General features: G+C 72.9%; 22 protein-coding genes. 6 read left to right on the forward strand and 16 right to left on the reverse strand.

Translation table 11 applies throughout. The features are described 5' to 3' along the window. Nucleotides 1-229: 229 nt before the first annotated feature. From ACIQVD_RS30880 to ACIQVD_RS30895, 4 genes are all read right to left on the reverse strand, one after another. Nucleotides 230-1756: a CoA-acylating methylmalonate-semialdehyde dehydrogenase gene (locus ACIQVD_RS30880; protein ID WP_100836178.1), complete on the reverse strand. Its 1527-nt coding sequence runs from the start codon at nucleotides 1754-1756 to the stop codon at nucleotides 230-232. A 106-nt stretch (nucleotides 1757-1862) separates the two neighbouring features. Continuing rightward, nucleotides 1863-2702 (reverse strand): hypothetical protein, encoded by an 840-nt coding sequence (locus tag ACIQVD_RS30885; RefSeq protein WP_402292400.1) that lies wholly within the window; start codon nucleotides 2700-2702, stop codon nucleotides 1863-1865. Between the two features lie 4 nt (nucleotides 2703-2706). Next, nucleotides 2707-3237, reverse strand: a complete 531-nt coding sequence (locus ACIQVD_RS30890) for a hypothetical protein (RefSeq protein ID WP_402292401.1) — start codon at nucleotides 3235-3237, stop codon at nucleotides 2707-2709. 124 nt (nucleotides 3238-3361) lie between these two features. Then, nucleotides 3362-4876, reverse strand: coding sequence for a gamma-aminobutyraldehyde dehydrogenase (locus ACIQVD_RS30895; RefSeq protein ID WP_402292402.1), 1515 nt, complete (start codon nucleotides 4874-4876; stop codon nucleotides 3362-3364). 202 nt (nucleotides 4877-5078) lie between these two features. Between ACIQVD_RS30895 and ACIQVD_RS30900 the strand changes: the two genes are divergently transcribed. Beyond that, entirely contained in the window at nucleotides 5079-6725 is a 1647-nt protein-coding gene (locus tag ACIQVD_RS30900; protein ID WP_111556214.1) for a PucR family transcriptional regulator, read from the forward strand. A gap of 24 nt (nucleotides 6726-6749) precedes the next feature. Here ACIQVD_RS30900 and ACIQVD_RS30905 read toward each other — a convergent pair whose 3' ends face one another. The 5 genes from ACIQVD_RS30905 to ACIQVD_RS30925 form a co-directional block, all read right to left on the reverse strand. Beyond that, nucleotides 6750-7448 (reverse strand): hypothetical protein, encoded by a 699-nt coding sequence (locus ACIQVD_RS30905; RefSeq protein WP_402292403.1) that lies wholly within the window; start codon nucleotides 7446-7448, stop codon nucleotides 6750-6752. Continuing rightward, nucleotides 7445-8464, reverse strand: coding sequence for a WXG100 family type VII secretion target (locus tag ACIQVD_RS30910; protein WP_400692816.1), 1020 nt, complete (start codon nucleotides 8462-8464; stop codon nucleotides 7445-7447). Before ACIQVD_RS30910 ends, ACIQVD_RS30905 begins: the two co-directional genes overlap by 4 nt. Next, the gene (locus ACIQVD_RS30915; protein WP_400692814.1) at nucleotides 8461-8775 is read right to left on the reverse strand and encodes a hypothetical protein; all 315 of its coding nucleotides are present in this window, start codon (nucleotides 8773-8775) and stop codon (nucleotides 8461-8463) included. The genes ACIQVD_RS30910 and ACIQVD_RS30915 overlap by 4 nt, the downstream gene beginning before the upstream one ends. 115 nt (nucleotides 8776-8890) lie before the next feature. Continuing rightward, nucleotides 8891-10249, reverse strand: coding sequence for an aspartate aminotransferase family protein (locus ACIQVD_RS30920; RefSeq protein WP_402292404.1), 1359 nt, complete (start codon nucleotides 10247-10249; stop codon nucleotides 8891-8893). Nucleotides 10250-10463: 214 nt separating this feature from the next. Then, nucleotides 10464-11909, reverse strand: a complete 1446-nt coding sequence (locus tag ACIQVD_RS30925; protein WP_402292405.1) for a gamma-aminobutyraldehyde dehydrogenase — start codon at nucleotides 11907-11909, stop codon at nucleotides 10464-10466. Between the two features lie 266 nt (nucleotides 11910-12175). Here ACIQVD_RS30925 and ACIQVD_RS30930 point away from each other — a divergent pair, with 266 nt between their 5' ends. The 4 genes from ACIQVD_RS30930 to ACIQVD_RS30945 all read left to right on the forward strand — a co-directional run bounded on the left by ACIQVD_RS30930 (nucleotide 12176) and on the right by ACIQVD_RS30945 (nucleotide 16183). Further along, nucleotides 12176-12649: an Lrp/AsnC family transcriptional regulator gene (locus tag ACIQVD_RS30930; protein ID WP_030458782.1), complete on the forward strand. Its 474-nt coding sequence runs from the start codon at nucleotides 12176-12178 to the stop codon at nucleotides 12647-12649. Further along, nucleotides 12646-14040 (forward strand): aspartate aminotransferase family protein, encoded by a 1395-nt coding sequence (locus tag ACIQVD_RS30935; protein WP_014138338.1) that lies wholly within the window; start codon nucleotides 12646-12648, stop codon nucleotides 14038-14040. Before ACIQVD_RS30930 ends, ACIQVD_RS30935 begins: the two co-directional genes overlap by 4 nt. A 276-nt stretch (nucleotides 14041-14316) precedes the next feature. Continuing rightward, on the forward strand, nucleotides 14317-15033 hold the full coding sequence (locus tag ACIQVD_RS30940) for an ABC transporter ATP-binding protein (RefSeq protein ID WP_111556221.1): 717 nt from the start codon (nucleotides 14317-14319) through the stop codon (nucleotides 15031-15033). Nucleotides 15034-15043: 10 nt separating this feature from the next. Next, nucleotides 15044-16183: a hypothetical protein gene (locus ACIQVD_RS30945; RefSeq protein WP_400692804.1), complete on the forward strand. Its 1140-nt coding sequence runs from the start codon at nucleotides 15044-15046 to the stop codon at nucleotides 16181-16183. Nucleotides 16184-16247: 64 nt separating this feature from the next. Here the strand turns inward: ACIQVD_RS30945 and rlmN are convergent, their stop codons facing one another. The 7 genes from rlmN to rpsB all read right to left on the reverse strand — a co-directional run bounded on the left by rlmN (nucleotide 16248) and on the right by rpsB (nucleotide 22383). Beyond that, nucleotides 16248-17348, reverse strand: coding sequence for a 23S rRNA (adenine(2503)-C(2))-methyltransferase RlmN (gene rlmN, locus ACIQVD_RS30950; RefSeq protein WP_100836190.1), 1101 nt, complete (start codon nucleotides 17346-17348; stop codon nucleotides 16248-16250). A 72-nt stretch (nucleotides 17349-17420) separates the two neighbouring features. After that, nucleotides 17421-17609, reverse strand: a complete 189-nt coding sequence (locus ACIQVD_RS30955) for a hypothetical protein (RefSeq protein ID WP_400692800.1) — start codon at nucleotides 17607-17609, stop codon at nucleotides 17421-17423. 145 nt (nucleotides 17610-17754) lie between these two features. Continuing rightward, nucleotides 17755-18621, reverse strand: a complete 867-nt coding sequence (locus tag ACIQVD_RS30960; RefSeq protein WP_402292406.1) for a phosphatidate cytidylyltransferase — start codon at nucleotides 18619-18621, stop codon at nucleotides 17755-17757. 184 nt (nucleotides 18622-18805) lie between these two features. Further along, nucleotides 18806-19363 (reverse strand): ribosome recycling factor, encoded by a 558-nt coding sequence (frr, locus tag ACIQVD_RS30965; RefSeq protein WP_033215169.1) that lies wholly within the window; start codon nucleotides 19361-19363, stop codon nucleotides 18806-18808. A gap of 80 nt (nucleotides 19364-19443) precedes the next feature. Then, a complete protein-coding gene (gene pyrH, locus ACIQVD_RS30970) occupies nucleotides 19444-20199 on the reverse strand; it encodes a UMP kinase (protein ID WP_400692793.1) in 756 nt (251 codons plus the stop codon). Nucleotides 20200-20490: 291 nt separating this feature from the next. Beyond that, nucleotides 20491-21330 (reverse strand): translation elongation factor Ts, encoded by an 840-nt coding sequence (gene tsf, locus ACIQVD_RS30975; RefSeq protein WP_100836194.1) that lies wholly within the window; start codon nucleotides 21328-21330, stop codon nucleotides 20491-20493. Between the two features lie 132 nt (nucleotides 21331-21462). Beyond that, nucleotides 21463-22383: a 30S ribosomal protein S2 gene (gene rpsB / locus ACIQVD_RS30980; RefSeq protein WP_402292408.1), complete on the reverse strand. Its 921-nt coding sequence runs from the start codon at nucleotides 22381-22383 to the stop codon at nucleotides 21463-21465. Between the two features lie 658 nt (nucleotides 22384-23041). Between rpsB and ACIQVD_RS30985 the strand changes: the two genes are divergently transcribed. After that, nucleotides 23042-23587: a murein hydrolase activator EnvC family protein gene (locus ACIQVD_RS30985; RefSeq protein WP_402292429.1), complete on the forward strand. Its 546-nt coding sequence runs from the start codon at nucleotides 23042-23044 to the stop codon at nucleotides 23585-23587. Nucleotides 23588-23640: the final 53 nt, after the last annotated feature.

Below are 23640 nucleotides of genomic sequence, written 5' to 3' on the forward strand. Positions count from 1 at the left end.
GACCCGTCACGGATCAGCCGAACCGGTTTCTCAAGGGATTGGCCGCCCCGGGACCGTCCACGCAGACACGTGTCCGGTGCTCCCTGCCGAGCGACCAGTGAACACTACGCCGGATCCGGGCCCGGTGCAAACAACCGCCCGCAGTGAGCGGTGACGGCCAGGACGACAGCCGGAAGGCCGGCCCCGGGTGGGGGCCGGCCTTCGGTTGTGCCGGGGTGCGGTGGGCTGCTCAGTTGTTGGTGGGGAAGCCCAGGTTGATGCCGCCGTGCGAGGGGTCGAGCCAGCGCTGGGTGACGGCCTTGCCGCGGGTGAAGAACTGGACGCCGTCGGCGCCGTAGGCGTGGGAGTCGCCGAACAGCGAGGCCTTCCAGCCGCCGAAGGAGTAGTAGGCGACGGGGACCGGGATCGGCACGTTGATGCCGACCATGCCGACCTCGACCTCGTTCTGGAAGCGCCGGGCCGCGCCGCCGTCGTTGGTGAAGATGGCGGTGCCGTTGCCGTACGGGTTGGCGTTGATGAGCTCCAGGCCCTCGTCGTAGGAGGGGACCCGGACGACAGACAGGATCGGGCCGAAGATCTCGTCGTTGTAGACGGACATGCCCGGCTTGACGTGGTCGAACAGGGTGGGGCCGAGCCAGAAGCCGTCGGCGGTGGGGGCGCCGGTGGCGTCCTCGGCGGCGATGGCGTGCTTGCGGCCGTCGACGGCCAGCTCGGCGCCGTCGGCGACGCCGGACTCGACGTAGGAGGTGACCTTGTCGCGGTGCTGGCCGGTGACCAGGGGGCCCATCTCGGAGTCGCCGTTGCAGCCGGGGCCGACCTTGAGGGTGGCCATCCGCTCCTTGATCTTGGCGACCAGCTCGTCGCCGATCGGGTCGACGGCGACCAGGACGGAGACGGCCATGCAGCGCTCGCCGGCCGCGCCGAAGCCGGCGTTGATGGCGGCGTCGGCGGCCAGGTCGAGGTCGGCGTCGGGGAGCACCAGCATGTGGTTCTTGGCGCCGCCGAGGGCCTGCACGCGCTTGCCGTAGCGGGTGCCGTTCTCGTACACGTAGCGGGCGATGGGGGTGGAGCCGACGAAGGAGACCGACTTGACGTCGGGGTGCTCCAGCAGGCGGTCGACGGAGACCTTGTCGCCGTGGACGACGTTGAAGACGCCGTCGGGGAGGCCGGCCTCCTTCCACAGTTCGGCGATGAAGTTGGCGGCGGACGGGTCCTTCTCGGACGGCTTGAGGATGACCGTGTTGCCGGCCGCGATCGCGATCGGGAAGAACCACATCGGCACCATGGCCGGGAAGTTGAACGGCGAGATGATGGCGACCGGGCCGAGCGGCTGGCGGATCGAGTAGACGTCGACGCCGGTGGAGGCCTGCTCGGTGAAGCCGCCCTTGATCAGCTGCGGGATGCCGCAGGCGTACTCGACGACCTCCTGGCCGCGGGCCAGCTCGCCGAGGGCGTCGGAGTGCACCTTGCCGTGTTCGGAGACGATGATCGCGGCGAGTTCGTCCTTGCGGGCGTTGAACAGCTCGCGGAAGTTGAACAGCACCTGGGTGCGCTTGGCGATGGAGGCCTGGCGCCAGGTGGTGAACGCCTGGGCGGCAGCGGCGACCGCCTGGTCGACCTCGGCGATCTCGGCGAAGTCCACCTGGCCGGTGACCTGGCCGGTGGCCGGGTCGTGGATGTCGCCGCGGCGGGGCGCGGTTCCGGCGGTGGCGACGTACTGGCCGCCGATCCAGTGGGTGATGTGCTTGCTGCTCAAGGGTCTCTGCCTCCGATGTCCACGGATGTCCCGCGCTCGTCCTCCAGTCTGCGCGGGACGGCGGGCCCGCTCAACGAGCACCCTGACGGGGAAGCGTGATTCACCCTTACAGGTCGTCGGAGTGGTCCGCCGGGTCTGGGGAGTCCAGGCGGTCGAGGTGGTCGAGGTGGTCCAGGTAGGGGTCGTGCAGGCCGTCGGCGAGGGCGGTGGTCTCCAGCAGGTCGAGGCGCAGGTCCTGGGCCCAGGTCTCGGCCCACTGCCGGGTACCGGTGGCCTCGGGCGGGAGCAGGGCGGCGGCGGTCTCCAGCCGGTCGGCGAGCGCGCGGGCGGTGAAGTCCTCGTCGAACGCGCCTGCCAGGGAGAGGAGTTCGCCCTCCCGCCGGTGGTCGGTGAGGGCGTGCAGGGCCTGGAGGTCGGCGGGCAGGGCACGTTCGCAGAGGGTGAGGACGGCGAGCGCGGCGGTGTCGTCCAGCGCGGCGACCGGGACGGGGGCGCCGTCGGGGAGGGTCGGCGGGTGGCGCAGCGGTTCGCGGCGCAGTTCGACGCCGAGCGGCGGCAGCTCGGCCCGCGGGGTCTCTCCGGGGACGCCGTTCAGGGGCGGCTCCCCCGTGCTGACGGCGAGTTGGCGGCGGCGGGCGGTGCCGGGCGGCGCCTGGACGCGGTGGCCGGCGGCGCGCAGGGTCTCGGCGAGTCCGGTGGCGAGGTCGGCCAGCGGCGGGCCTTCGGCGGTGACCAGCAGCAGCTCGGTGCCGCGGACGGGGGCGGCCAGGCCGTGCAGGCGCAGCGCGTCCGGTCCGGCCAGCGTGAGGCCGTGCCGCAGGCAGTACGGCTGGACGGCGGCGAGCAGCGCGGCACGGTCGCGGTCCCGATCACGCTCGCGGTCGCCGTCGCGGTCGCCGGGCGGCCCGGGTTCGTCGACGAGGTCGGCGGGGCTGGTGTCCTCCATGGGGTCAGTCTGTCCCGTCCGGCCCGATCCAGTGCAGTCCGTCCCGCCCCGTCCGCTCCCGTCCGTCCCGCACCCCACCCGTCCCGTCCCGGTCCGGCCCGCGCAGGTGCGCGGCGGCGTCGTGCAGGGCGAGTTCGAGGGCACGGGGGTCGACGAGCCGGCCGTCGGGGTGCGGGGGGATCAGCCAGTGCGGACCGCGGGTGGGGCGGGTGGGGTGCGGGACGGCGATCCAGGTGCCGTCGCCGGAGGCGCGGATGCCGGTGCCGGTCCAGCGTTCGGCGGTGCCGACGGGGACGAGGAAGCCGACGGTGTCGCCGTCGGGGTCCTCCAGGACGGGGCCGCCGCCGAGCCGGTCGAGCAGCGCGGCGGCGGGGCGGCCGAGCGGGCCGGGGGCGTGCAGGACGTCCCAGCGGCGGCCGGCGGGGAGCAGGGCGAGGCCGAACCGGGTGCGTTCCCAGGTGCGCCGGCAGTGGTCGGGGTCGGGGGCGGCCTCGGCCAGCCAGTGCAGGGCGCTGGGGTGGCGGACGGTGCTCACGTGCGGTTCCTCGTCTCTCCCGGGTGGCGGGCGGCGGGCGGGGTGCCTGCTGCCGTCACCCGGGAGAGCGGGGTACCGGGGATCTCTTACACGGATCGGCGGGCCGCCCGCGGGCGGCCCGCGGTCAGCGGTCGCCGAAGATCGTCCGGTGCCAGTCCTTGCGGGCGACCGCGGTGGTGTCGAACATGACGTGCTTGACCTGGGTGTACTCGTCGAGCGAGTACTGCGACATGTCCTTGCCGTAGCCGGACGCCTTGTACCCGCCGTGCGGCATCTCGCTGATGATCGGGATGTGGTCGTTCACCCAGACGCAGCCGGCCGCGATCTCGCGGGTGGCGCGCAGCGAGCGGTGGACGTCGCGGGTCCAGGCGGAGGCGGCCAGGCCGTAGGGGGTGTCGTTGGCCAGGCGCAGGCCCTCCTCGTCGCTGTCGAAGGGCAGCACGACGAGGACCGGGCCGAAGATCTCGCCCTGGACGACCTCGCTGTCCTGGGCGGCGCCGGTGATCAGGGTGGGGCGGTGGTAGGCGCCGAGCGCGAGGTCGGTGCCGTCGTGGCCCTTGCCGGTGGCGGGGCCGCCGGTGACGACGGTGGCGTAGGAGCGGGCGCGCTCGACGAAGCCGGCGACCCGGTCGCGGTGGGCGTAGGAGACCAGCGGGCCGAGGTCGGTCCGCGGGTCGAGCGGGTCGCCGAGCCGGATGCCGTCGTAGAGCTCGGCGACGCCGGCCACGAAGGCGTCGTAGAGCGGGCGCTGGACGTAGGCGCGGGTGGCGGCGGTGCAGTCCTGGCCGCTGTTGATCAGGGAGGCGGCGACGGCGCCGTGCACGGCGGCGTCGAGGTCGGCGTCGTCGAAGACCACGAAGGGGGCCTTGCCGCCGAGTTCGAGGTGGGTGCGCTTGACGGTGGCGGTGGCGATCTCGGCGACCCGCTTGCCGACGGCGGTGGAGCCGGTGAAGGAGACCATCGCGACGTCGGGGTGGCCGATCAGGTGCTCGCCGGCGGTGCGTCCGGCGCCGGTGACGACGTTGACGACGCCGTCGGGGATGCCGGCGGCGGTGCAGGCGCGGGCAAACATCAGCGAGGTCAGCGGGGTGATCTCGGCGGGCTTGAGGACGATGGTGTTGCCGGCCGCGATGGCCGGGAGGATCTTCCAGGCGGCCATCTGGAGCGGGTAGTTCCAGGGCGCGATGCTGCCGACCACGCCGATCGCCTCGCGGCGTACGTACGAGGTGTGATCGCCGCTGTACTCGCCGGCGGCCTTGCCCTCCAGGTTGCGGGCGGCGCCGGCGAAGAACGCGGTGTTGTCGATCGTGCCGGGGACGTCGAACTCGGTGGACAGCTTGATCGGCTTGCCGGTCTGCGCGGTCTCGACCCGGGCGAAGTCCTCGGCGTGCTCGGCCAGGATGCCGGCGAGGCGGTTGAGCGCCTCGGAGCGGGCGCCGGGGGTGGCGCCGGACCACTCGGGGAGGGCGGCGCGGGCGGCGGCGACGGCGGTGTCGACGTCGGCGGCGGTGGCGAGCTCGACCTGCTGGACGGTGGCGCCGTTCGCGGGGTTGACCACGGCGAAGGGCTCACCGCCGGAGCCCCGGGCCGGGCGGCCCGCGATGTGCTGCGCGCCCTCGTTGAAGCTGGTCAGGTCCATGAGCTGCCTCCATTGCCTACTCGACCCGGCCGACGATGCCTCGGTTCGGCCCCGGGGGCAAGCGTCACTCAGCAACGGCCCGGTCGAAGGGCCTTACACGCTGCAAGGCCGCGTCCGGGCGACAGGGCGTCGCCGTCGCGGATGATTGTCCTGACACCCTGAGAACCCCCGTCCCCCTGAGAACCCCCCGGAGGTATCCGCGATGCTCCCCACCGTCGCCCGCGTGCTCGACCTCGACGTGATGCGGCGCGGGGTGCCCCAGGTGGTGGCCGGCGCGGCGGCGCTGGAGCGGCCGGTGCGCTGGGTGCACGTGAGCGAGCTGCCGGACGTGGCGGGGGTGCTGCGCGGCGGCGAGCTGGTGCTGTCGACGGGCATCGCGCTGCCGGAGGACCGGGAGGGGCTGGCCCGGTACGTGCGGGAGCTGGCCGAGGTCGGGGTGGCGGGGCTGGTGATCGAGTTCGGCCGGCGGTACTTCGACTCGCTGCCGCGGGCGCTGGTGGCGGCGGCGGAGCGGCACGGCCTGCCGCTGGTGGTGCTGCGCCGGGAGCTGAAGTTCGTCGCGGTGACCGAGGCGGTGCACGCGCTGGTGGTGAACGCGCAGCTGGAGCAGTTGCGGGTGTCCGAGGCGGTGCACCAGGTGTTCAACGAGTTGGCCACCGAGGGCGCGGAGCCCGCCGAGGTGGTGCGGCAGGTGGCCCGGATGGCGGGAGCGCCGGTGGTGCTGGAGAACCTGGCGCACCAGGTGCTGGCGCACGACCCGGCGGGGCGCGGCGAGGAGGAGCTGCTGGAGAACTGGGAGCACCGCTCGCGCGGCGTCCACCCGGCGGGCCGCACCGGCTACGACCCGCGCTCGGGCTGGCTGGTGACCACGGTCGGGGCGCGCGGCCAGGACTGGGGGCGGCTGGTGCTGGTGGACGAGCCGGTGCCGCTGCCGCCGGACGTGCCGCACCCGCACGCGATGCTGCTGGAGCGCGGTGCGGCGACGCTGGCGCTGAACCGGCTGGTGGTGCGCGACCGGGAGTCGCTGGAGCGGCAGACCCACCGCACCCTGCTGTCGGGCATCCTGACCCACGCGCTGACGGTCTCCGAGGTGGCGCTGCGCGCACAGGCGCTGGGGGTGCCGCTGGAGGGCCGCCGGCTGGTGGGCGTGGTGCTGCGGCAGCGGCAGGGTCCGCTGCCGGCGGCGCTGGAGGCGCAGGCCCGGCTGCGGGACTTCACCGAGCTGGCGGCGACCGCGATCCGCACCTCCCGGCTGTCGGCGCTGGTCGGCGCGCTGGACGACGAGGGGGTGGGCCTGCTGGTGGCGCTGGGCTCCCAGCAGGAGGAGCACGCCTCGCTTGAGGCGTTCGCGGCGGCGCTGCGCCGGCTGTCCGCGGAGGCGGGCCGGGACGGGGCGGCGGCCGAGCCGGTGATAGCGGTCGGCTCCTCGGTGGGTTCGGTCCGGGACGCCCGGCGCACCCTGCTGGAGGCCACCCAGGTCGCGGACGCGGCGCTGCACGACGCGCCGGGCGGCCGGGCGGCGTACTACCGGCTGCCGGACGTCCGGCTGCGCGGCCTGCTGCACCTGCTGCGCGACGACGAGCGCCTGCAGACGTACGTGGAGCGGGAGTTGGGCCCGCTGCTGGCGTACGACGCGGAGCACGGCGGCCAGTTGGTGCAGATGCTGCGGATCTACCTGGAGCAGGGCCGCAACAAGTCGGCGGCGGCCGACGCCGCGCACCTGTCCCGGCCGTCGTTCTACGACCGGCTGCACAAGGTGGAGCGGATCCTGGGCGTCGACCTGGACCAGGTGGAGTCCTGCCTGTCGCTGCACGTGGCGCTGCTGGCGCTGGACGCGGTGCGCCGCTGACGGCGGGTCAGCGGCGCGCCGCGGTCAGTCCCGCGGCCCGGGCGGCGGGACCTGGCCGCGGACCAGCAGTTCCAGGGCCTGCGCGTCGTGCCGGTCGCGGGCGTCGAGGGCGACCCGGGAGCCGTCCGCGAAGTACGCCTCGACCCGGTCGGACCAGGAGCCCATCCGCGGTTCGACCCGGGCGAGCTGCTGCCGGGGGATCTCGCCGTACGGGTGGTAGCCGTCGGAGAGGGCGCTGCCGAGCAGGATCCGGCGGTCGGTGAAGACCAGTACGACGCCGCGGTTCTCGTACCTCCGGTCGCCCGGGCCGCCGGTCAGCACCTGGACGGCGAACCGGCCGGCCTGGCTCTCCCAGCCGCCGGACAGGCCGCGGCCGCGGAAGATCCGCCGGAGGTTGCGGAAGAAGCCGCCGATGGCCTCCTCGATCGCGTCGACGACCGCGCCGACCAGGTCGAGCAGGACGCCGAGCGCCTGGAACAGGCCGTCCCGTTCCTTCCGGTGGCGGCGCGGGACGCGGCGGAGCAGGTCGCTGAGCCGGATGTCGAGCACGGCGTGCACCTGCTCGCCGGGCGCCAGGTGCGGCGCCACCAGCGGCAGGTACGAGCCGCCGCCGAGCCGCTGCGGCTCGTACACCGGCGGCGCGGCCGGGTACGGGTGCGGGTGCGGGCCCTGGCCGTACGGGCCGGCACCGTACGGGCCCGCGCCCGGGGGGCCGCCGGTCATCCGAACGCCTCCGTCACGCGGTTGCCCGGCACCCTGTACGGCTCGCCGTCGGGCGGGCCGTCCAGCGCGCCGGCCACGGTGTCCAGGCCCTGGTCGCTGAGCAGGTTGTCGGTGAGGACGCCGGGGAAGTCGCCGGCGCCGGTGATCGCGCCCAGGCCGCCCTTGACGCCGCCCTTGACCACGCCGAAGCCCTTGCCCAGGGCCTGCGCGGTGGCGAACTCGCCGAGGTTGGCCATCGAGGGGTTGCGGACCAGGTCGAGGCCGGACTTCCAGCGGTTGCCCCGGCCGCCGAGCTTGCGGACGGCCTTGGCGGCCTTGCGGGCCTTGTTGAACTTGCCCAGGGTGCGCGCCGCCTTCATCGCCTTGATGGCTTCGTGCAGTTCCTTGAGCGCCTTCTCCAGCTTGAGCGAGACCTGGCCCACCCGGGCGATGTAGATGGCGATCTCGCCCTCGACGATGAGCGCCTCGGCGGCGGTGGCCAGGCCCAGGGTGAGGATGTCGACCACCACGGAGGCGGCCAGGGTGATGATCAGGGTCTCGATGGCCTCGCGGATGATCTCGATGATCAGGTTCTCGGCGAGCTGGCACTCGGCGGCGGCCTGGCTGATGATCTGGGCGACCTGGGCCATGTCGGCGGCGGTGGCGTCGACCGCCTCGACGACGGTGGCCATGTGGCCGCCGAACGCGGTGGAGGCCGCGCCCTCCCAGCCGCCCTCGACCCGGGTGCCGGCCGCCCGCAGCTCCTCGGCGACCTCCTGCATCGCCTTCGCCTGGGCCTGCCACTCGTGCGAGGCGGCGGTCAGCGCCTGGAGGTCGCCGGTGACCTTCTCCAGCACGTCCATCAGCCCGGTGGCGTCCAGCGCCGCCTTGACGATGGAGTCGAGGCCCGCGTCGAGGCCCTCGCTGACCGGGTTCTCGAAGCTGGGCAGCGGCGGAAGCTGCTCGGTGACCCGGTCGCGGGTCCACCGGTACGCGTCGACCGCGTCGCCGAACGAGCCGGGAGCCAGGGTGCTCACTGGCCGCCCCCGTACACCGCGGCGGTCTCGTGCTCGTTGCTCTCGTAGTTGTCCACCGCGAACCGGACGCCCTCGGCGGTGCCGTCGAGCAGGTCGAGCAGGTCGGCGAAGTTCTCCTGCTCCGCTTCGGCGTGCTCCTGGTAGGAGCCGTGCAGTTCGCCCGAGCCCGGCAGTTTGCCGAAGGCCTCGGACGAGAGCTGGACGCCCGCCAGGGCCGAGCGGATCTGCGCGATCCGTTCGGCCTGGGCGTCCAGTACGGCCGCGTATCCGGTCAGTGCTTCGGGCTCGACCCGAAACCCCGTGTCCCCCATGACAGTTCCTTTGCTCTCAGGTCAGGCGAATCATCGTACTGATCCGATGAGCAAAGACATCCAGGGGCCCCGGGTGGTTTCCCCGGAGCCCCTGTGAAGTATTCGTGAAGGATCGTCAGACCGTGTGCGCGTCGGTGAGGGTGAGCACCTCGTCCAGCACGGCGAGACCGGTCTTGGCCTCCTCCTCGCTGACGTTGCACGGCGGCACCACGTGGAAGCGGTTCATGTTGGTGAACGGCCACAGGCCGCGCTGCTTGCAGGCCGCCGCGAGCTGCGCCATCGGCGCGTTGTCGGCGCCGGCCGCGTTGTACGGCACCAGCGGCTCGCGGGTCTCCCGGTTCTTCACCAGGTCCAGCGCCCAGAACACGCCCAGGCCGCGCACCTCGCCGATCGAGGGGTGCCGCTCGGCCAGCTCGCGCAGGCCGGGGCCGAGCACGGTCTCGCCGATGTGCTTGGCGTTCTCCACGATGCCCTCCTCGGCCATCGTGTTGATCGTCGCCACCGCGGAGGCGCAGGCCAGCGGGTGGCCCGAGTAGGTCAGGCCGCCCGGGAACGCCTTCTGCGCGAAGGTCTCCGCGATCGCCCCGGAGATCGCCACGCCGCCCAGCGGCAGGTAGCCGGAGTTGACGCCCTTGGCGAAGGTCAGCAGGTCGGGGGTGATCCCCCAGTGGTCGGCGGCGAACCACGCGCCGGTGCGGCCGAAGCCGGCCATCACCTCGTCCAGGATGAACACGATCCCGTACCGGTCGCAGATGTCCCGCACGCCCGCCAGGTAGCCGGCCGGCGGCACCAGGATGCCCGCGGTGCCGACCACGGTCTCCAGGATGATCGCCGCGACGGTGCCCGGGCCCTCGAACGCGAGGGTCTGCTCCAGGTGCGCCAGCGCGCGCTCGCACTCCTGCGCCTCGTTCTCGGCGTGGAAGTTCGAGCGGTACGGGTACGGGCCCCAGAAGTGCACGATGCCCGAGACGCCGGCCTCGTTCGCCCAGCGGCGCGGGTCGCCGGTCAGGGCGATCGCGTTGGCGGTGGCGCCGTGGTACGAGCGGTAGGTGGAGAGCACCTTGTGCCGGCCGGTGTGCAGCCGGGCCATCCGGATCGCGTTCTCGTTCGCCTCGGCGCCGCCGTTGGTGAAGAAGATCTTGTCCAGGTCGCCGGGGGTCCGCTCGGCGATCAGCCGGGCGGCCTCGCTGCGCGACTCCTCGGCGAAGCCCGGGGCGATGGTGCACAGCTGCGCGGCCTTCGCCTGGATCGCCGCGACCACCTTCGGGTGCTGGTGGCCGATGTTGGTGTTCACCAGCTGCGAGGAGAAGTCCAGGTAGCGGTTGCCGTCGTAGTCCCAGAAGTAGGAGCCCTCGGCACCGGCCACCGCGAGGGGGTCGATCAGCGCCTGGGCGGACCACGAGTGGAAGACGTGCGCGCGGTCGGCGGCCTTGACGGCCTGCCCGGCGACCGAGTCAGCGGTGGGAGTGCTCATGCGACCAGCGTAGGGAGCGCCCCCGGCCCGGGGCAGCTCCATCCTGTCACGCGAGTCGCGCGCCGCCCTGACAGGGTGAAAAGCCGAGGGCGCGGGAAGAAGTCCCCGCGCCCCCGCCGACAGGCCGGTCAGCAGGTCAGACCACGGTCGTACTGCGCCCGATCGTCCTGACCCGCTAGATCGCGGTCATACTGCGCCCGATCGTCCTGACCCGCTAGATCGCGGTCATGACGTGCTTGATCCGGGTGTAGTCCTCGAACCCGTACGAGGACAGGTCCTTGCCGTAGCCGGACTTCTTGAACCCGCCGTGCGGCATCTCGGCGACCAGCGGGATGTGGGTGTTGATCCACACGCAGCCGAAGTCCAGCCGGCGGGACATCCGCATCGCGCGGGCGTGGTCCTTGGTCCACACCGAGGAGGCGAGCGCGTACTCGACGCCGTTGGCGTACTCGACGGCCTGCTCCTCGTCGGTGAACTTCTGCACGGTGATGACCGGGCCGAAGACCTCGTTCTGGATGATCTCGTCGTCCTGCTTCAGGCCGGAGACCACGGTCGCCGCCCAGAAGTAGCCCTTGTCGCCGACCCGGTGGCCGCCGGCCTCGACCTTGGCGTGCGCGGGCAGCCGCTCGATGAAGCCGGCCACCTGCTCCAGCTGGTTGGCGTTGTTGAGCGGGCCGTACAGCACGTCCTCGTCGTCCACGCCGCCGGTCTTGGTGTCGGCGGCGGCCTTGGCGAGCGCCTCGACGAAGGCGTCGTGGATCGACTCGTGCACCAGCACGCGGGTGGCGGCGGTGCAGTCCTGGCCGGCGTTGAAGTAGCCGGCCACCGAGATGCCCTCGACGGCCTCGGCGATGTCGGCGTCCTCGAAGACCACGACCGGGGCCTTGCCGCCGAGCTCCAGGTGGACCCGCTTGACGTCCTTCGCGGCGGACTCGGCGACCTGCATGCCGGCCCGGACCGAGCCGGTGATGGAGGCCATCGCCGGGGTGCGGTGCTCGACCATCAGGCGGCCGGTCTCCCGGTCGCCGCAGATCACGTTGAAGATGCCGGCCGGCAGCTCCAGGTCCTTCAGCACGCCGCCGATGATCTCGGCCAGCAGCACGGTGGAGGCCGGGGTGGTGTCGGAGGGCTTGAGCACCACGGCGTTGCCCGCGGCGATCGCCGGGGCGAACTTCCACACCGCCATCATCATCGGGTAGTTCCACGGCGCGACCTGCGCGCAGACGCCGACCGGCTCGCGGCGGACGATCGAGGTCAGGCCGTCCATGTACTCGCCCGCGGCCTTGCCCTCCAGCAGACGGGCGGCGCCGGCGAAGAAGCGCAGCTGGTCGACCATCGGGCCGATCTCCTCGGAGAGGGTCAGCCCGCGCGGCTTGCCGGTGTTGCGCACCTCGGCGTCCACGATCTCGTCGGCCCGGGCCTCGACCGCGTCGGCCACCTTGAGCAGCAGCTTCTGCCGGAGGGCCGGGGTGGAGTCCCGCCAGACCGGGAACGCGGCCGCGGCGGCGGCCATCGCGGCGTCCACGTCGGCCGGGCCGGAGAGCGGGGAGGTCGCGTAGACCTCGCCCGTGGTCGGGTCGACGACGTCGAGCGTGCGGCCGTCCGCAGCGTCGACGAACTCGCCGTTGATGTAGTTGCGCAGCGTACGAAGCTCGCTCACGGTCTCTCCTCGGTCTGGGCCTGCGTCGTTGCAGCTCCGGGCGCCAGGTTACCCCTGGGTCCGGGGCGCCACGGCATGTCAGCGACAAGCCACGATCGGCGGTGTGCAGGGTCGCGCGTGTATGTGGCCAGGGTACCCATGCCACTGCCGGTATCGACAGAGGCTCTCATCAAGAGCCACGCTTTCCGCGTCCGATCTTCGAAAGGGCGACGAAATCAGCAGCACGGCCGCTTGCGATTCCGCCGCCCGTCAGGCACAGTGGCGGCGTGGCCAACCGTGACCGGAACGCCAGCGTTCCCCTCGACGCCGCCTCCAAGGCGATCATCGAGCAGCTCCAGGAGGACGGGCGCCGTCCGTACGCCGCCATCGGCAAGGCCGTGGGCCTGTCCGAGGCGGCCGTCCGGCAGCGCGTCCAGAAGCTGCTCGACCAGGGCGTGATGCAGATCGTCGCCGTGACCGACCCCCTCACCGTCGGATTCACCCGCCAGGCGATGGTGGGCATCCGGGTGGAGGGCGACATCGAACCGGTCGCCGACGCGCTGGCCGCCTTCGACGAGGTCGACTACGTGGTGTGCACCGCGGGTTCGTTCGACCTCCTCGCCGAGTTGGTGTGCGAGGACGACGAGCACCTTCTCGAACTGATCAACAAGCGCATCCGCGCGCTTCCCGGCGTGCGGAGCACCGAGAGCTTCGTTTACCTGAAACTCCGGAAACAGACCTACACCTGGGGCACCCGATGACAGCCGACCCGGCGCAGAAGGACCTTTCCAAGACCGCCTACGACCACCTGTGGATGCACTTCACCCGCATGTCGTCGTACGAGAACTCCCCCGTGCCGACGATCGTCAAGGGCGAGGGCACCTACGTCTGGGACGACAAGGGCCGCAAGTACCTCGACGGCCTGGCCGGCCTGTTCGTGGTGCAGGCAGGCCACGGCCGCGAGGAGCTCGCCGAGGCCGCCGCCAAGCAGGCCAAGGAGCTGGCCTTCTTCCCGGTGTGGAGCTACGCCCACCCGAAGGCCGTCGAGCTGGCCGAGCGCCTGGCCAACTACGCCCCCGGCGACCTGAACAAGGTGTTCTTCTCCACCGGTGGCGGCGAGGCCGTCGAGACCGCGTGGAAGCTGGCCAAGCAGTACTTCAAGCTGACCGGCAAGCCCACCAAGTACAAGGTCATCTCCCGGGCCGTCGCCTACCACGGCACCCCGCAGGGCGCGCTGTCCATCACCGGCCTGCCGGGCCTGAAGGCCCCGTTCGAGCCGCTGGTGCCGGGCACCCACAAGGCCCCGAACACCAACATCTACCGCGCCCCGGCCTTCCTGGCCGGCCCCGACGGCACGGTCGACCCGGAGGCCTACGGCCGCTGGGCCGCCGACGAGATCGAGCAGGCCATCCTCTTCGAGGGCCCCGAGACCGTCGCCGCCGTCTTCGTCGAGCCGGTGCAGAACGCCGGCGGCTGCTTCCCGCCGCCGCCCGGGTACTTCCAGCGCCTGCGCGAGATCTGCGACCGCCACGACGTGCTGCTGGTCTCGGACGAGGTCATCTGCGCCTTCGGCCGCCTCGGCACCATGTTCGGCGCCGACAAGTTCGGCTACGTGCCGGACATGATCACCTGCGCCAAGGGCATGACCTCGGGCTACTCCCCGATCGGCGCCACGATCATCTCGGACCGCATCGCCGAGCCGTTCTACAAGGGCGACAACACCTTCCTGCACGGCTACACCTTCGGCGGCCACCCGGTCTCCTCCGCGGTGGCGCTGGCCAACCTCGACATCTTCGAGCGCGAGGGCCTGAACCAGCACGTCCTCGACAACGAGTCGAAGTTCCTGGCCACCCTGAACAAGCTGCGCGACCTGCCGATCGTCGGCGACGTCCGCGGCAACGGGTACTTCTACGGCATCGAGCTCGTCAAGGACAAGGTCACCAAGGAGTCCTTCAACGACGACGAGGTCGAGCGCGTCCTGTACGGCTTCCTCTCCAAGGCGCTGTTCGACAACGGCCTGTACTGCCGGGCCGACGACCGCGGCGACCCGGTCGTCCAGCTGGCCCCGCCGCTGATCTCCGACCAGTCGACCTTCGACGAGATCGAGCAGATCCTGCGGACCAGCCTGTCCGACGCGTGGCAGAAGATCTGATCCTCCTCTCCCCACCCTCCACCGAAGGGCGGCCCCGGCTCCTCACCGCCGGGACCGCCCTTCGGTGCGTCCCGGCCCGCCGTGAGCGTCCGGGCGTCCGGGTACCGGGGCCCCCGAACGTCCGGCCACCGGCCGCCGCCGGGGTGAATCTGCCGTCCGACACGCCGTGTTCGGGGTGATTCGTCCCGGATCGACCCCGTGCGGCGTGCCCGCGGCACCGTCCGATCGTTCTAATCTGACGACTGTCATATCCCCGTCGGCACCTGGATGGATCTCATGTCAGCGGCCCCGCCCGACAACGACGTGCTCTGGGCCCGAGGGATCGTCAAGTCCCACCACGGCACCCCCGCCCTGCGCGGCGTCTCGCTGGGCGTCCGCGAGGGCGAGATGCTCGCCGTCACCGGCCCGCGCGGCTCCGGCAAGTCCACCCTGCTCGGCTGCCTGTCCGCGCAGCTCCCGGTCGACGAGGGCGAGGTCTGGTTCCACAGCTCCCCCGTGCACACCCTGGGCCGGGCCGGACGCGAGAAGCTCCGCCGCGAGCGCTTCGGCTACGTCGGCCCCGAGCCGCACCTGGTCCCGGAACTGACGGCCCGGGAGAACGTCGCCCTCCCCCTGCTGCTGGCCGGCACCGGCCACCGCGCCGCCTACCGCGCCGCCGGCGAGTGGCTGGAGCGCCTCGACGTCGCCGACTGCGCCCGCCTGCGCCCGGCCGAGCTCCAGCAGGACCGGCGCCAGCGGATCGCCGTCGCCCGCGCCCTCGCCCCCCAGCCGCCGGTCGTCTTCGCCGACGACCCGACCGCGCCGCTGCACCGCGACGCCCGCGAACAGGTCATGCGGATACTGGCCAGCGCCGCCCGCTCGCACCGGCTGACCCTGGTCCTGGCCACCCACGACCCGGCCCTCGCCCGGTTCGCCGACCGCACCGTCCACCTGGTCGACGGCCGGCTCTCGACCGAACCCGCCGACGCGCCCGCCGTCGCCGCCGGGAACTGAGGGGAGCGCCGTGTACTACCTCAGGCTCGCCCGCGGCTACCGCGCCCTCGACCTCGCCCGCTGGCTGCTCACCGCGACCGCCGCCGCCGTGGTCGCCGCCTTCCTGCTGCGCGCCCTCGGCCGGGCCCTCAACGGGACGGAGGGCAACCTCGAACGGCTGCTCTGGTGCCTGCCGCCGCTCGCCGCCGTCGCCTGGTTCGCGGCCGTCGCCGCCCGGGCCGTTCCCGCCCAGCACCCCGAGCGGATCACCGGCCTCACCGCCGCCGGGGCCGGCCCCACCCGGATCCGGCTGCTGGTCGCCGGGGAGATCGCGCTCGCCTGTGGGCTCGGCTCCGCGGTCACCCTGCTGCTGTTCCTGATCCTGCGCAACGACATCGCCGGGCCCTCGCTCGCCCCCGCCGTCGGCATGGGCGTCCCGCTGCCCGCCGCCGCGCCGGTCGTCCTGCTCGCGGTCCTCCCGCTGGTCGCCGGGGTCTCCGCGGCCGGCGCGATCCGCCTCCCCGACAGCCTCCCGGGCCGGCCGGCCGAACCCGCCCGCACCCGCCACACCCTGCTGCGGGTGCTGCTGCCCGCCCCCGTCCTGCTCGCCGGACTCGGCCTCGAACTGTACGGGCTGCGCCCCGACGCCACCGACGCCGAACGCACCCTCGCCCTCCCCGCCGGACTCCCCGCCACCAGCCCCGCGCTGCTCGCCGGCTGGACGCTCACCGCGTTCGCCCTCGCGCTGTGGACCGGCCCGCTGCTCGCCCTGGCCGGCCGGCTGCTCGCCCTGCGCCGCCCGGCCCCGCTCCGGCTGCTCGCCGGCCGGACCCTCACCGCCCAGGCCCGCCGCCTCGGCACCCCGCTGGCCGTCCTCACCGCGGTCGTCGCGCTGGCGCTGGTCGCCTGGCGCAGCTGGGCCCGGACCGGCACCGCGCTCCCCGGCCTCACCCTGGTCGAGGGCGCCCTCGTGCTCGCCTGCGCGGTCGCCGCCCTGGCCGCCCGCCTCCACGAACTGCGCGCCGACCGCGGCCCCACCCTCGACGCCCTCGACCGCCTCGGCACCCCGCCCGGCCTGCTCACCGGCACCGTCACCCTCCGCGCCCTCGCCGCGGGCACGGTCCTGCTGCTGACGGGCGGACTGACGGTGCTGCTCTGCCCGCTGCCGTGAGACGGACGGAGGGGCCCGCCGTTCCCGGTCGGGCCCCTCGGTCGCGTCGGCGCGCGCGGTCGCGTCAGCCCGCGGCGGCCAGCTGCCCGCAGGCCCCGTCGATCTCCTGGCCGCGGGTGTCGCGGACGGTGGTGGGCACGCCGTGCGCCTGGAGGCGGCGGACGAACTCGCGCTCGTCCTCGGGCCGGGAGGCCGTCCACTTCGAACCCGGGGTCGGGTTGAGCGGGATCAGGTTCACGTGCACCCGGCGGTTCTTGATCAGGCGGCCGAGCAGGTCCGCCCGCCACGCCTGGTCGTTGATGTCCTTGATCAGCGCGTACTCGATGGACACCCGCCGCCCGGACTTCTCCGCGTAGTTCCAGGCGGCGTCCAGCACCTCGTCGACCTTCCAGCGGGTGTTGACCGGCACCAGCTCGTCGCGCAGCTCGTCGTCCGGCGCGTGCAGCGACAGCGCGAGGCGGCAGCTCAGGCCCTCGTCGGCGAAGCGGTGCATGGCCGGGACCAGGCCGACGGTGGAGACGGTGATGCCGCGCTGGGAGAGGCCGAAGCCGTCCGGGGACGGGTCGGTGAGGCGGCGGATCGCGGACAGGACGCGGTTGTAGTTGGCCAGCGGCTCGCCCATGCCCATGAACACCACGTTGGACAGCCGGGCCTCGCCGCCGGGGACCGCCCCGGTCCTGAGGTCGCGCATGCCGGCCGCGATCTGCTCGACGATCTCCCCGGTGGACAGGTTGCGGGTCAGCCCGGCCTGGCCGGTCGCGCAGAACGGGCAGTTCATGCCGCAGCCGGCCTGCGAGCTGATGCACATGGTGACGCGGTCGGGGTAGCGCATCAGCACCGACTCGACCAGCGTGCCGTCGAACAGCTTCCACAGCGTCTTGCGGGTCGCGTCGTCGTCGCAGGAGACGTGCCGCACCACGGACATCAGCTCGGGCAGCAGCGCCTCGGTCAGCTTCGTCCGGCTCGCCGCCGGGATGTCCGTCCAGGTCTCCGGGTCGGCGGACATCCGGCCGAAGTAGTGGTTCGACAACTGCTTCGCGCGGAACGGCTGTTCGCCCAGCTCGGCAACGGCCTCCTTGCGCTCGGCGGGGCTGAGGTCGGCGAGGTGTCGCGGGGGCTTGGCGCCGCGCGGCGCGACAAAGGTCAGTTCTCCGGGCTTAGGCATGGTTGTTCCAGTGTCGCAGACGCCGGGAACCGGTCCCGCCCCGCTCCGGGCCGGTGACGGAGGCCGGGGCGGCTACTGGCGCGCGAGGAGGTGGACACCGCCCAGCATCACCGCGGAGCCGAGCAGGACCGCCAGGGCCACGAAGCCGACGACCAGCACGGCGACACCGGCGCTCACCCCGAGGCCGAACCGGGCCACGCGCTCGGCCCGCTCGACGGCGGCTTCGTGGGCCAGGTCGCCGTCCCGGGCCTCCTCGTTCACGGCACCTCCTCGTCGGCGTCCCACCGGCCTCCGGCCGGCCCGCTCCCGGACGGGTCGAGCGCGGCCCGGAACGTGCGGAAGGGCCCGCCTCCGGCGGGGACCGGCCCGGTGGCGGGCCCTCCTCGGGGCCGGGGGAGGCTCGGGCTCAGCTGCCGACGAAGGCGGCGAGCAGCAGCCAGACCACGGGGGCGGTGGGCAGCAGCGAGTCCAGGCGGTCCATGATGCCGCCGTGGCCGGGGAGCAGGGTGCCCATGTCCTTGATGCCGAGGTCGCGCTTGATCATCGACTCGGCGAGGTCGCCGAGGGTGGCGGTGACCGCCGCGCAGCCGCCCAGGATCAGGCCCTGCCACCAGGTGCCGTCGTCGATCAGGTACTGCATCAGCAGCGCGCCGGCGATCATCGACAGGCCGATGCCGCCGGCCAGGCCCTCGCGGGTCTTGCCGGGGCTGATGGCGGGCGCGAGCTTGGTGCGGCCGAACTTGTAGCCGACGGCGTAGGCGCCGGTGTCGGAGCAGATGGTGACGACCAGGAAGAGCAGGATCCGCCAGGCGCCGTCGTCCGCGGCCAGGATCAGCGCGACGAAGGTGGCCAGGAACGGCACGTAGAAGGCGGTGAAGATGCCGGCCGTTATGTCGCGCAGGTAGTTCTCCGGCGGGACGGCCATCCGGGCCACCATCATCGCCAGGCCGGTCACCGCGAGGATCGCGGCGGCCCACTGGCCGCCCGCGAAGTAGCCGGTGACGACCATGCCCGCGCCGCCGACCATCAGCGGGACCTGCGGGACGCGGACGTCCTTGCGCTCGGCGAGCCGGCTGGTGAGCTCCCAGACGCCGACGGCCACGGCGGCCGCGACGACCACCATGAAGACCGCCTTGACCACGAACAGCGAGGCCGCGACGACCGCCCCGAGTCCGATGCCCACGCCTATCGCGGCGGGCAGGTTGCGGCCGCCGCGCGGCTTGCGGGGCTGCTGGTCGGTCTGGGCCACGGAGGTCTCCTGGGCGGGGGGCATGAACTGAGTCTGTGCCGCGCCGCCCCCTCGTCATGCCGGAGGCCGCCGCGCGTGACCCGTTTGGTGTCGGCCGGGTCGGGCCGCCGGGGCCGGCCCGGCCGGAGCGGGGGCGGGCCCGGGTGGAGCCGCGCCCCGGGCCGGGCGGTCGGGCCGCCGGTCCGGGGCGTTGCGGGCGGGGTCTGGGTCAGACCTCCAGCAGCTCGGCTTCCTTGTGCTTGAGCAGCTCGTCGATCTGCGCCACGAACTTGGCGGTCAGGTCGTCGAGCTCCTTCTCGGCGCGACGGCCGTCGTCCTCGCCGATCTCCTTGTCCTTGACCAGCTTGTCGATCGCGTCCTTGGCCTTGCGGCGGATGGAGCGGACCGAGACCTTGGCGTCCTCGCCCTTGCCGCGGGCCTGCTTGATGTACTCGCGGCGGCGCTCCTCGGTGAGCTGCGGGAGCACCACCCGGATGACGGAGCCGTCGTTCGACGGGTTGACGCCCAGGTCCGAGTCGCGGATCGCGGTCTCGATGGCCTTCAGCGCGGTCTTGTCGAACGGGGTGACCATGGCCATCCGCGGCTCCGGGACGGAGAACGAGGCCAGCTGGTTGATCGGCGTCAGCGCACCGTAGTACTCCGCGACGATCTTGGCGAACATGGCCGGGTGCGCGCGCCCGGTGCGGATGGCCGCGAGGTCGTCCTTGGCGACGGCGACGGCCTTCTCCATCTTCTCCTCGGCCTCGAGGAGGGTCTCATCGATCACTGTGTGCTCCCTGTCCGGTTCATCTGCTGTTGTCCCGTACCGGTGCCCCGGACGGCTGTTGCTGCTCGGAACCCCGACGGCTAGGCCCGGGCGGAATCCTCGCTGATGAGTGTGCCGATCTTCTCACCCTTGACCGCGCGGGCGATATTGCCCTCGGCCAGCAGCTCGAAGACCAGGATCGGCAGCCCGTTGTCCTTGCACAGGGTGATCGCGGTCAGGTCGGCGACCTTGAGGTCCCGGGAGATCACCTCGGTGTAGTCCAGCGCGTCGAACCGGACCGCGGCCGGGTTGGTGCGCGGGTCGGAGTCGTAGACGCCGTCGACGCCGTTCTTGCCCATCAGCAGGACGTCGGCCTGGATCTCCAGCGCCCGCTGCACGGCGGTGGTGTCGGTGGAGAAGTACGGCATGCCCATCCCGGCGCCGAAGATCACCACGCGGCCCTTCTCCAGGTGCCGGATGGCGCGCAGCGGCAGGTAGGGCTCGGCGACCTGGCCCATCGTGATGGCGGTCTGGACCCGGGTCTCCATGCCCTCCTTGATCAGGAAGTCCTGGAGCGCCAGGCAGTTCATCACGGTGCCGAGCATGCCCATGTAGTCGGAGCGGGCCCGGTCCATGCCGCGCTGCTGGAGCTCGGCGCCGCGGAAGAAGTTGCCGCCGCCGATGACCACGGCGACCTCCGTCCCGGCCCGGACCACCGTGGCGATCTCGCGGGCGATGGCGTGCACCACGTCCGGGTCGACGCCGAGGCCGCCTCCGCCGGCGAACGCCTCGCCGGACAGCTTGAGCAGTACCCGGCGGCGTGCACCGCCCGGAGCGGTCTCCTGCGTCTCCTGCATGGACTTTCTCCTTCTCCGCCTGCTGGTTCAGCAGATCTGCAAAGTGCTGGTCACGGCGCGGGGCGTGCGGTCCCGGCGCCGTGTACACGAGAGGAGGCCACTGCCGCGGGAACCGGTACGGTCTCCTGCACGGCAATGGCCTCCTCGTCGTTCATGGTGCCGACGCCGCTTCCCCGGGGGTGCTGGGGGGCTCGTCGGCTCGCTCCACCGTCCTCGCGGACGGGGGCGGTCCTCCTACCTTATGTCCGGCACGGGGCCCGGAGTGGCGGGACGGACCGCGGGGAACGGGTCTCAGGCGCCGACGCGGAAGCGGACGAAGCGCTTGAGGGTGACGCCGGCCTCGTCGAGGACCTTGGCGACGCTCTTCTTGTTGTCCTTGGCGAACGCCTGCTCCAGCACGGCGTTCTCCTTGACGAAGCCGGTGACCCGACCCTCGACGATCTTCGGCAGGGCGGCCTCGGGCTTGCCCTCCTCGCGAGCGGTGGCCTCGGCGACGCGGCGCTCGTTCTCCAGGTCCTCGGCCGGGATGTCCTCGCGGGAGAGGTACTTCGGCGCGAAGGCGGCGATGTGCTGGGCGACGTCCTTGGCGGTGTCGGCGTTCTCCTGGTCGAGCTCGACCAGGACACCGATGGTCGGCGGCAGGTCCGGGTCCGACTTGTGCAGGTAGAGGCCGACGAAGCCGTCGTTGTCGAACTGCGCGAAGCGGCGGAACACGATCTTCTCGCCGAGGGTCGCGTTGGCCTCGTCCACGAACTGCTGGACGGTCTGGCCCGGGGCGATCTCGGAGGCCAGGGCGGCGTCCAGGTCGGCCGGGGAGGTGGCGGCGACGTGCGCGGCGATCGCGTTGGCGACCTCGACGAACTTGCCGCCCTTGGCGACGAAGTCGGTCTCGCAGTTCAGCTCGACCAGGACGCCGGACTTCTTGTCCTCGGCGATCAGCGCGGCGACGGCGCCGTTGGAGGCGTCGCGGCCCTCGCGCTTGGCAACGCCCTTCTGGCCCTTGATGCGCAGGAGCTCGACGGCCTTCTGGACGTCGCCCTCGGCCTCGTCCAGGGCCTTCTTGCAGTCCATCATGCCGGCGCCGGTGAGCTCACGGAGCTTCTTGACGTCCGCGGCGGTGAAGTTCGCCATGGTTGTGATCTCTTCTCACGTCTCGCGTGTCTGCGTGGGAAAGTGCCGCGGCCCGTGGTGCGGGCCCCCGGCACGGGAGAGAGGGGCACCCACCGGCTCAGCCCGGCCGGTGCCCCTCACCCTGGTGGTACGTCAGGCCTGCTCGGCCTCGGCGGCCGGAGCCTCGGCGGGGGCCTCGGCAGCAGCCTCGGCGGCCGGAGCCTCGACCTCGGCCTCGGCAGCAGCCTCGGCGGGGGCCTCGGTGGCAGCGGCCTCGGCGGCGGGGGCCTCGGCGGCCTTCTCGCCCTCGAGGATCTCCTTCTCCCAGGCGGCCAGCGGCTGGTCGGCGCCCGGCTCGGCCTTGGCGTCGCCCTTGGCGACACCGGCGCGGGACTTCAGGCCCTCGGCGACGGCGTCGGCGATCACGCGGGTCAGCAGGGTGACGGAGCGGATCGCGTCGTCGTTGCCCGGGATCTTGTAGTCGACCTCGTCCGGGTCGCAGTTGGTGTCGAGGATGGCGACGACCGGGATGTTGAGCTTCCGGGCCTCGCCGACCGCGATGTGCTCCTTCTTGGTGTCCACGATCCAGACGGCGCTGGGCACGCGCTGCATGTCGCGGATACCGCCGAGGGTCTTCTCCAGCTTGTCGTACTCGCGCTGGAGGACCAGGAGCTCCTTCTTGGTGAGGCCGGAGCCGGCCACATCCGTGAAGTCGATCTCGCCGAGCTCCTTGAGGCGCTGCAGACGCTTGTAGACGGTCGAGAAGTTGGTCAGCATGCCACCCAGCCAGCGCTGGTTGACGTACGGCATGCCCACGCGGGTCGCCTGCTCGGCGATGGCCTCCTGGGCCTGCTTCTTGGTGCCGACGAAGAGGACGCTGCCGCCGTGGGCAACGGTCTCCTTGACGAACTCGAAGGCGCGGTCGATGTAGTTCAGCGACTGCAGGAGGTCGATGATGTAGATGCCGTTGCGCTCCGTGAAGATGAAGCGCTTCATCTTCGGGTTCCAACGGCGGGTCTGGTGACCGAAGTGGACGCCGCTCTCCAGCAGCTCCCGCATCGTGACGACGGCCATGTGCCGTACTCCTCGTGTGTTGCCCGGCGCGCCGTGAGGCAGTTGCGTCCTGTGGGGTGCCGGGGTACTCGGTTTTGTCCGTGCCGGTCGGGCGACCGTCACGCCTGACGCCCCGACGTGCCAAGCCGCTCGGCCTGCGCGAGGCTTGCGGCCTCGGCGGGCTCGGCGGACCGAGCGGCACTCGCACCGTCGCGACCGCTCCCCCGAGGGGGCCGGACCGCCGGTGGCGGGGCGTGCGAAGTCGACCCGGCAGACCGGGTCGCGTGTGAAGTGTACGGGAAGCCCCGAGCGACGGGCGACTCCCGGCGTTCCCACCGCCCTGTTCAGCGCCGTCCGGACCGGCCCGCCGCCCACCGTTCACCCCTGCGGGGGACGGCAGTTGTCCACAGCCCCCGGTCTGTCCACAGGCCCCGGAACCGACGCGCGCGACGGGCCCCGCCGACCCCATCCTGGTGACCGCCCCGGTGGAGGGGCCCGGTGGATGGGTCCGGCGGGTGGGTCCGGCGGGTGGGTCCGGCGGGCGGTACGGGAGTCGACGCGGAGGTGCGGGGTGCACGGACGGGGTGGCTGGGGGCGACGGAGGCTGCGGGCGCTGCGGGCGCGGGTGTCGGCGCGGGCTTCTGGGGTGGGGGCGGGGGCGAGGACGGCGTTGCCGCTGGTGCTGGTGCCGACGCTGGTGCTGCTGTCGGCGTTCGGCGGGTTCGTGCCGAGGGCGGCGGCGGAGGCTTCTGCGGCCGGGCCGCTCCTGGTGGGGCGCACCGCCGCGCTGGGACCCGGGCCGGGGCGGGTGTGGCCGGTGGGCGGGCGCTCGGGGCTACTGCGGCGGTTCGAGCCGCCGCCGGCGCGCTGGGCCGCGGGACACCGCGGTGTGGACCTGGCGGCCTCCCCGGGCACGGCGGTGCGGGCGGCGGCGCCCGGGGTGGTGACCTTCGCCGGTCTGGTGGCCGGGCGTCCGGTGGTCGTGGTGACGCACCCCGGCTCGGGCACTCCCCCGCTGCGGACCACCTACCTGCCGGTGGCGGGCTCCGTGCCGGTCGGCACCGGCGTCGCGGCGGGCGACCCGATCGGGGTGCTGACCGCCGATTCCGGCCACTGCCCGGTCGGGTGCCTGCACTGGGGCCTGCTGCGCGGCGAGCGCTACCTCGACCCGCTCGCCCTGCTCGGCTCCGGCCGGGCCCGGCTGCTGCCGCTCACCCCGCCCTGACGCGAAGTCAGCTCCCGCCCCGTCGCGACCGCCCGCACGCCCGGCCAGGGCTG

Source organism: Kitasatospora sp. NPDC090308 (assembly GCF_044769485.1).
Classification (GTDB): Bacteria; Actinomycetota; Actinomycetes; order Streptomycetales; family Streptomycetaceae; genus Kitasatospora; species Kitasatospora fiedleri.

What these genes read in the sequence shown, in the direction of transcription:
- ACIQVD_RS30895 (WP_402292402.1), bottom strand. Translation starts at nt 4,876, where the DNA reads ATGGACCTGACCAGCTTCAACGAGGGCGCGCAGCACATCGCGGGCCGC.
- pyrH (WP_400692793.1), bottom strand. Translation starts at nt 20,199, where the DNA reads ATGCAGGAGACGCAGGAGACCGCTCCGGGCGGTGCACGCCGCCGGGTA.
- rlmN (WP_100836190.1), bottom strand. Translation starts at nt 17,348, where the DNA reads ATGCCTAAGCCCGGAGAACTGACCTTTGTCGCGCCGCGCGGCGCCAAG.
- tsf (WP_100836194.1), bottom strand. Translation starts at nt 21,330, where the DNA reads ATGGCGAACTTCACCGCCGCGGACGTCAAGAAGCTCCGTGAGCTCACC.
- ACIQVD_RS30935 (WP_014138338.1), top strand. Translation starts at nt 12,646, where the DNA reads ATGACAGCCGACCCGGCGCAGAAGGACCTTTCCAAGACCGCCTACGAC.
- ACIQVD_RS30885 (WP_402292400.1), bottom strand. Translation starts at nt 2,702, where the DNA reads ATGGAGGACACCAGCCCCGCCGACCTCGTCGACGAACCCGGGCCGCCC.
- ACIQVD_RS30940 (WP_111556221.1), top strand. Translation starts at nt 14,317, where the DNA reads ATGTCAGCGGCCCCGCCCGACAACGACGTGCTCTGGGCCCGAGGGATC.
- ACIQVD_RS30920 (WP_402292404.1), bottom strand. Translation starts at nt 10,249, where the DNA reads ATGAGCACTCCCACCGCTGACTCGGTCGCCGGGCAGGCCGTCAAGGCC.
- ACIQVD_RS30915 (WP_400692814.1), bottom strand. Translation starts at nt 8,775, where the DNA reads ATGGGGGACACGGGGTTTCGGGTCGAGCCCGAAGCACTGACCGGATAC.
- ACIQVD_RS30900 (WP_111556214.1), top strand. Translation starts at nt 5,079, where the DNA reads ATGCTCCCCACCGTCGCCCGCGTGCTCGACCTCGACGTGATGCGGCGC.
- ACIQVD_RS30960 (WP_402292406.1), bottom strand. Translation starts at nt 18,621, where the DNA reads ATGCCCCCCGCCCAGGAGACCTCCGTGGCCCAGACCGACCAGCAGCCC.
- ACIQVD_RS30905 (WP_402292403.1), bottom strand. Translation starts at nt 7,448, where the DNA reads ATGACCGGCGGCCCCCCGGGCGCGGGCCCGTACGGTGCCGGCCCGTAC.
- rpsB (WP_402292408.1), bottom strand. Translation starts at nt 22,383, where the DNA reads ATGGCCGTCGTCACGATGCGGGAGCTGCTGGAGAGCGGCGTCCACTTC.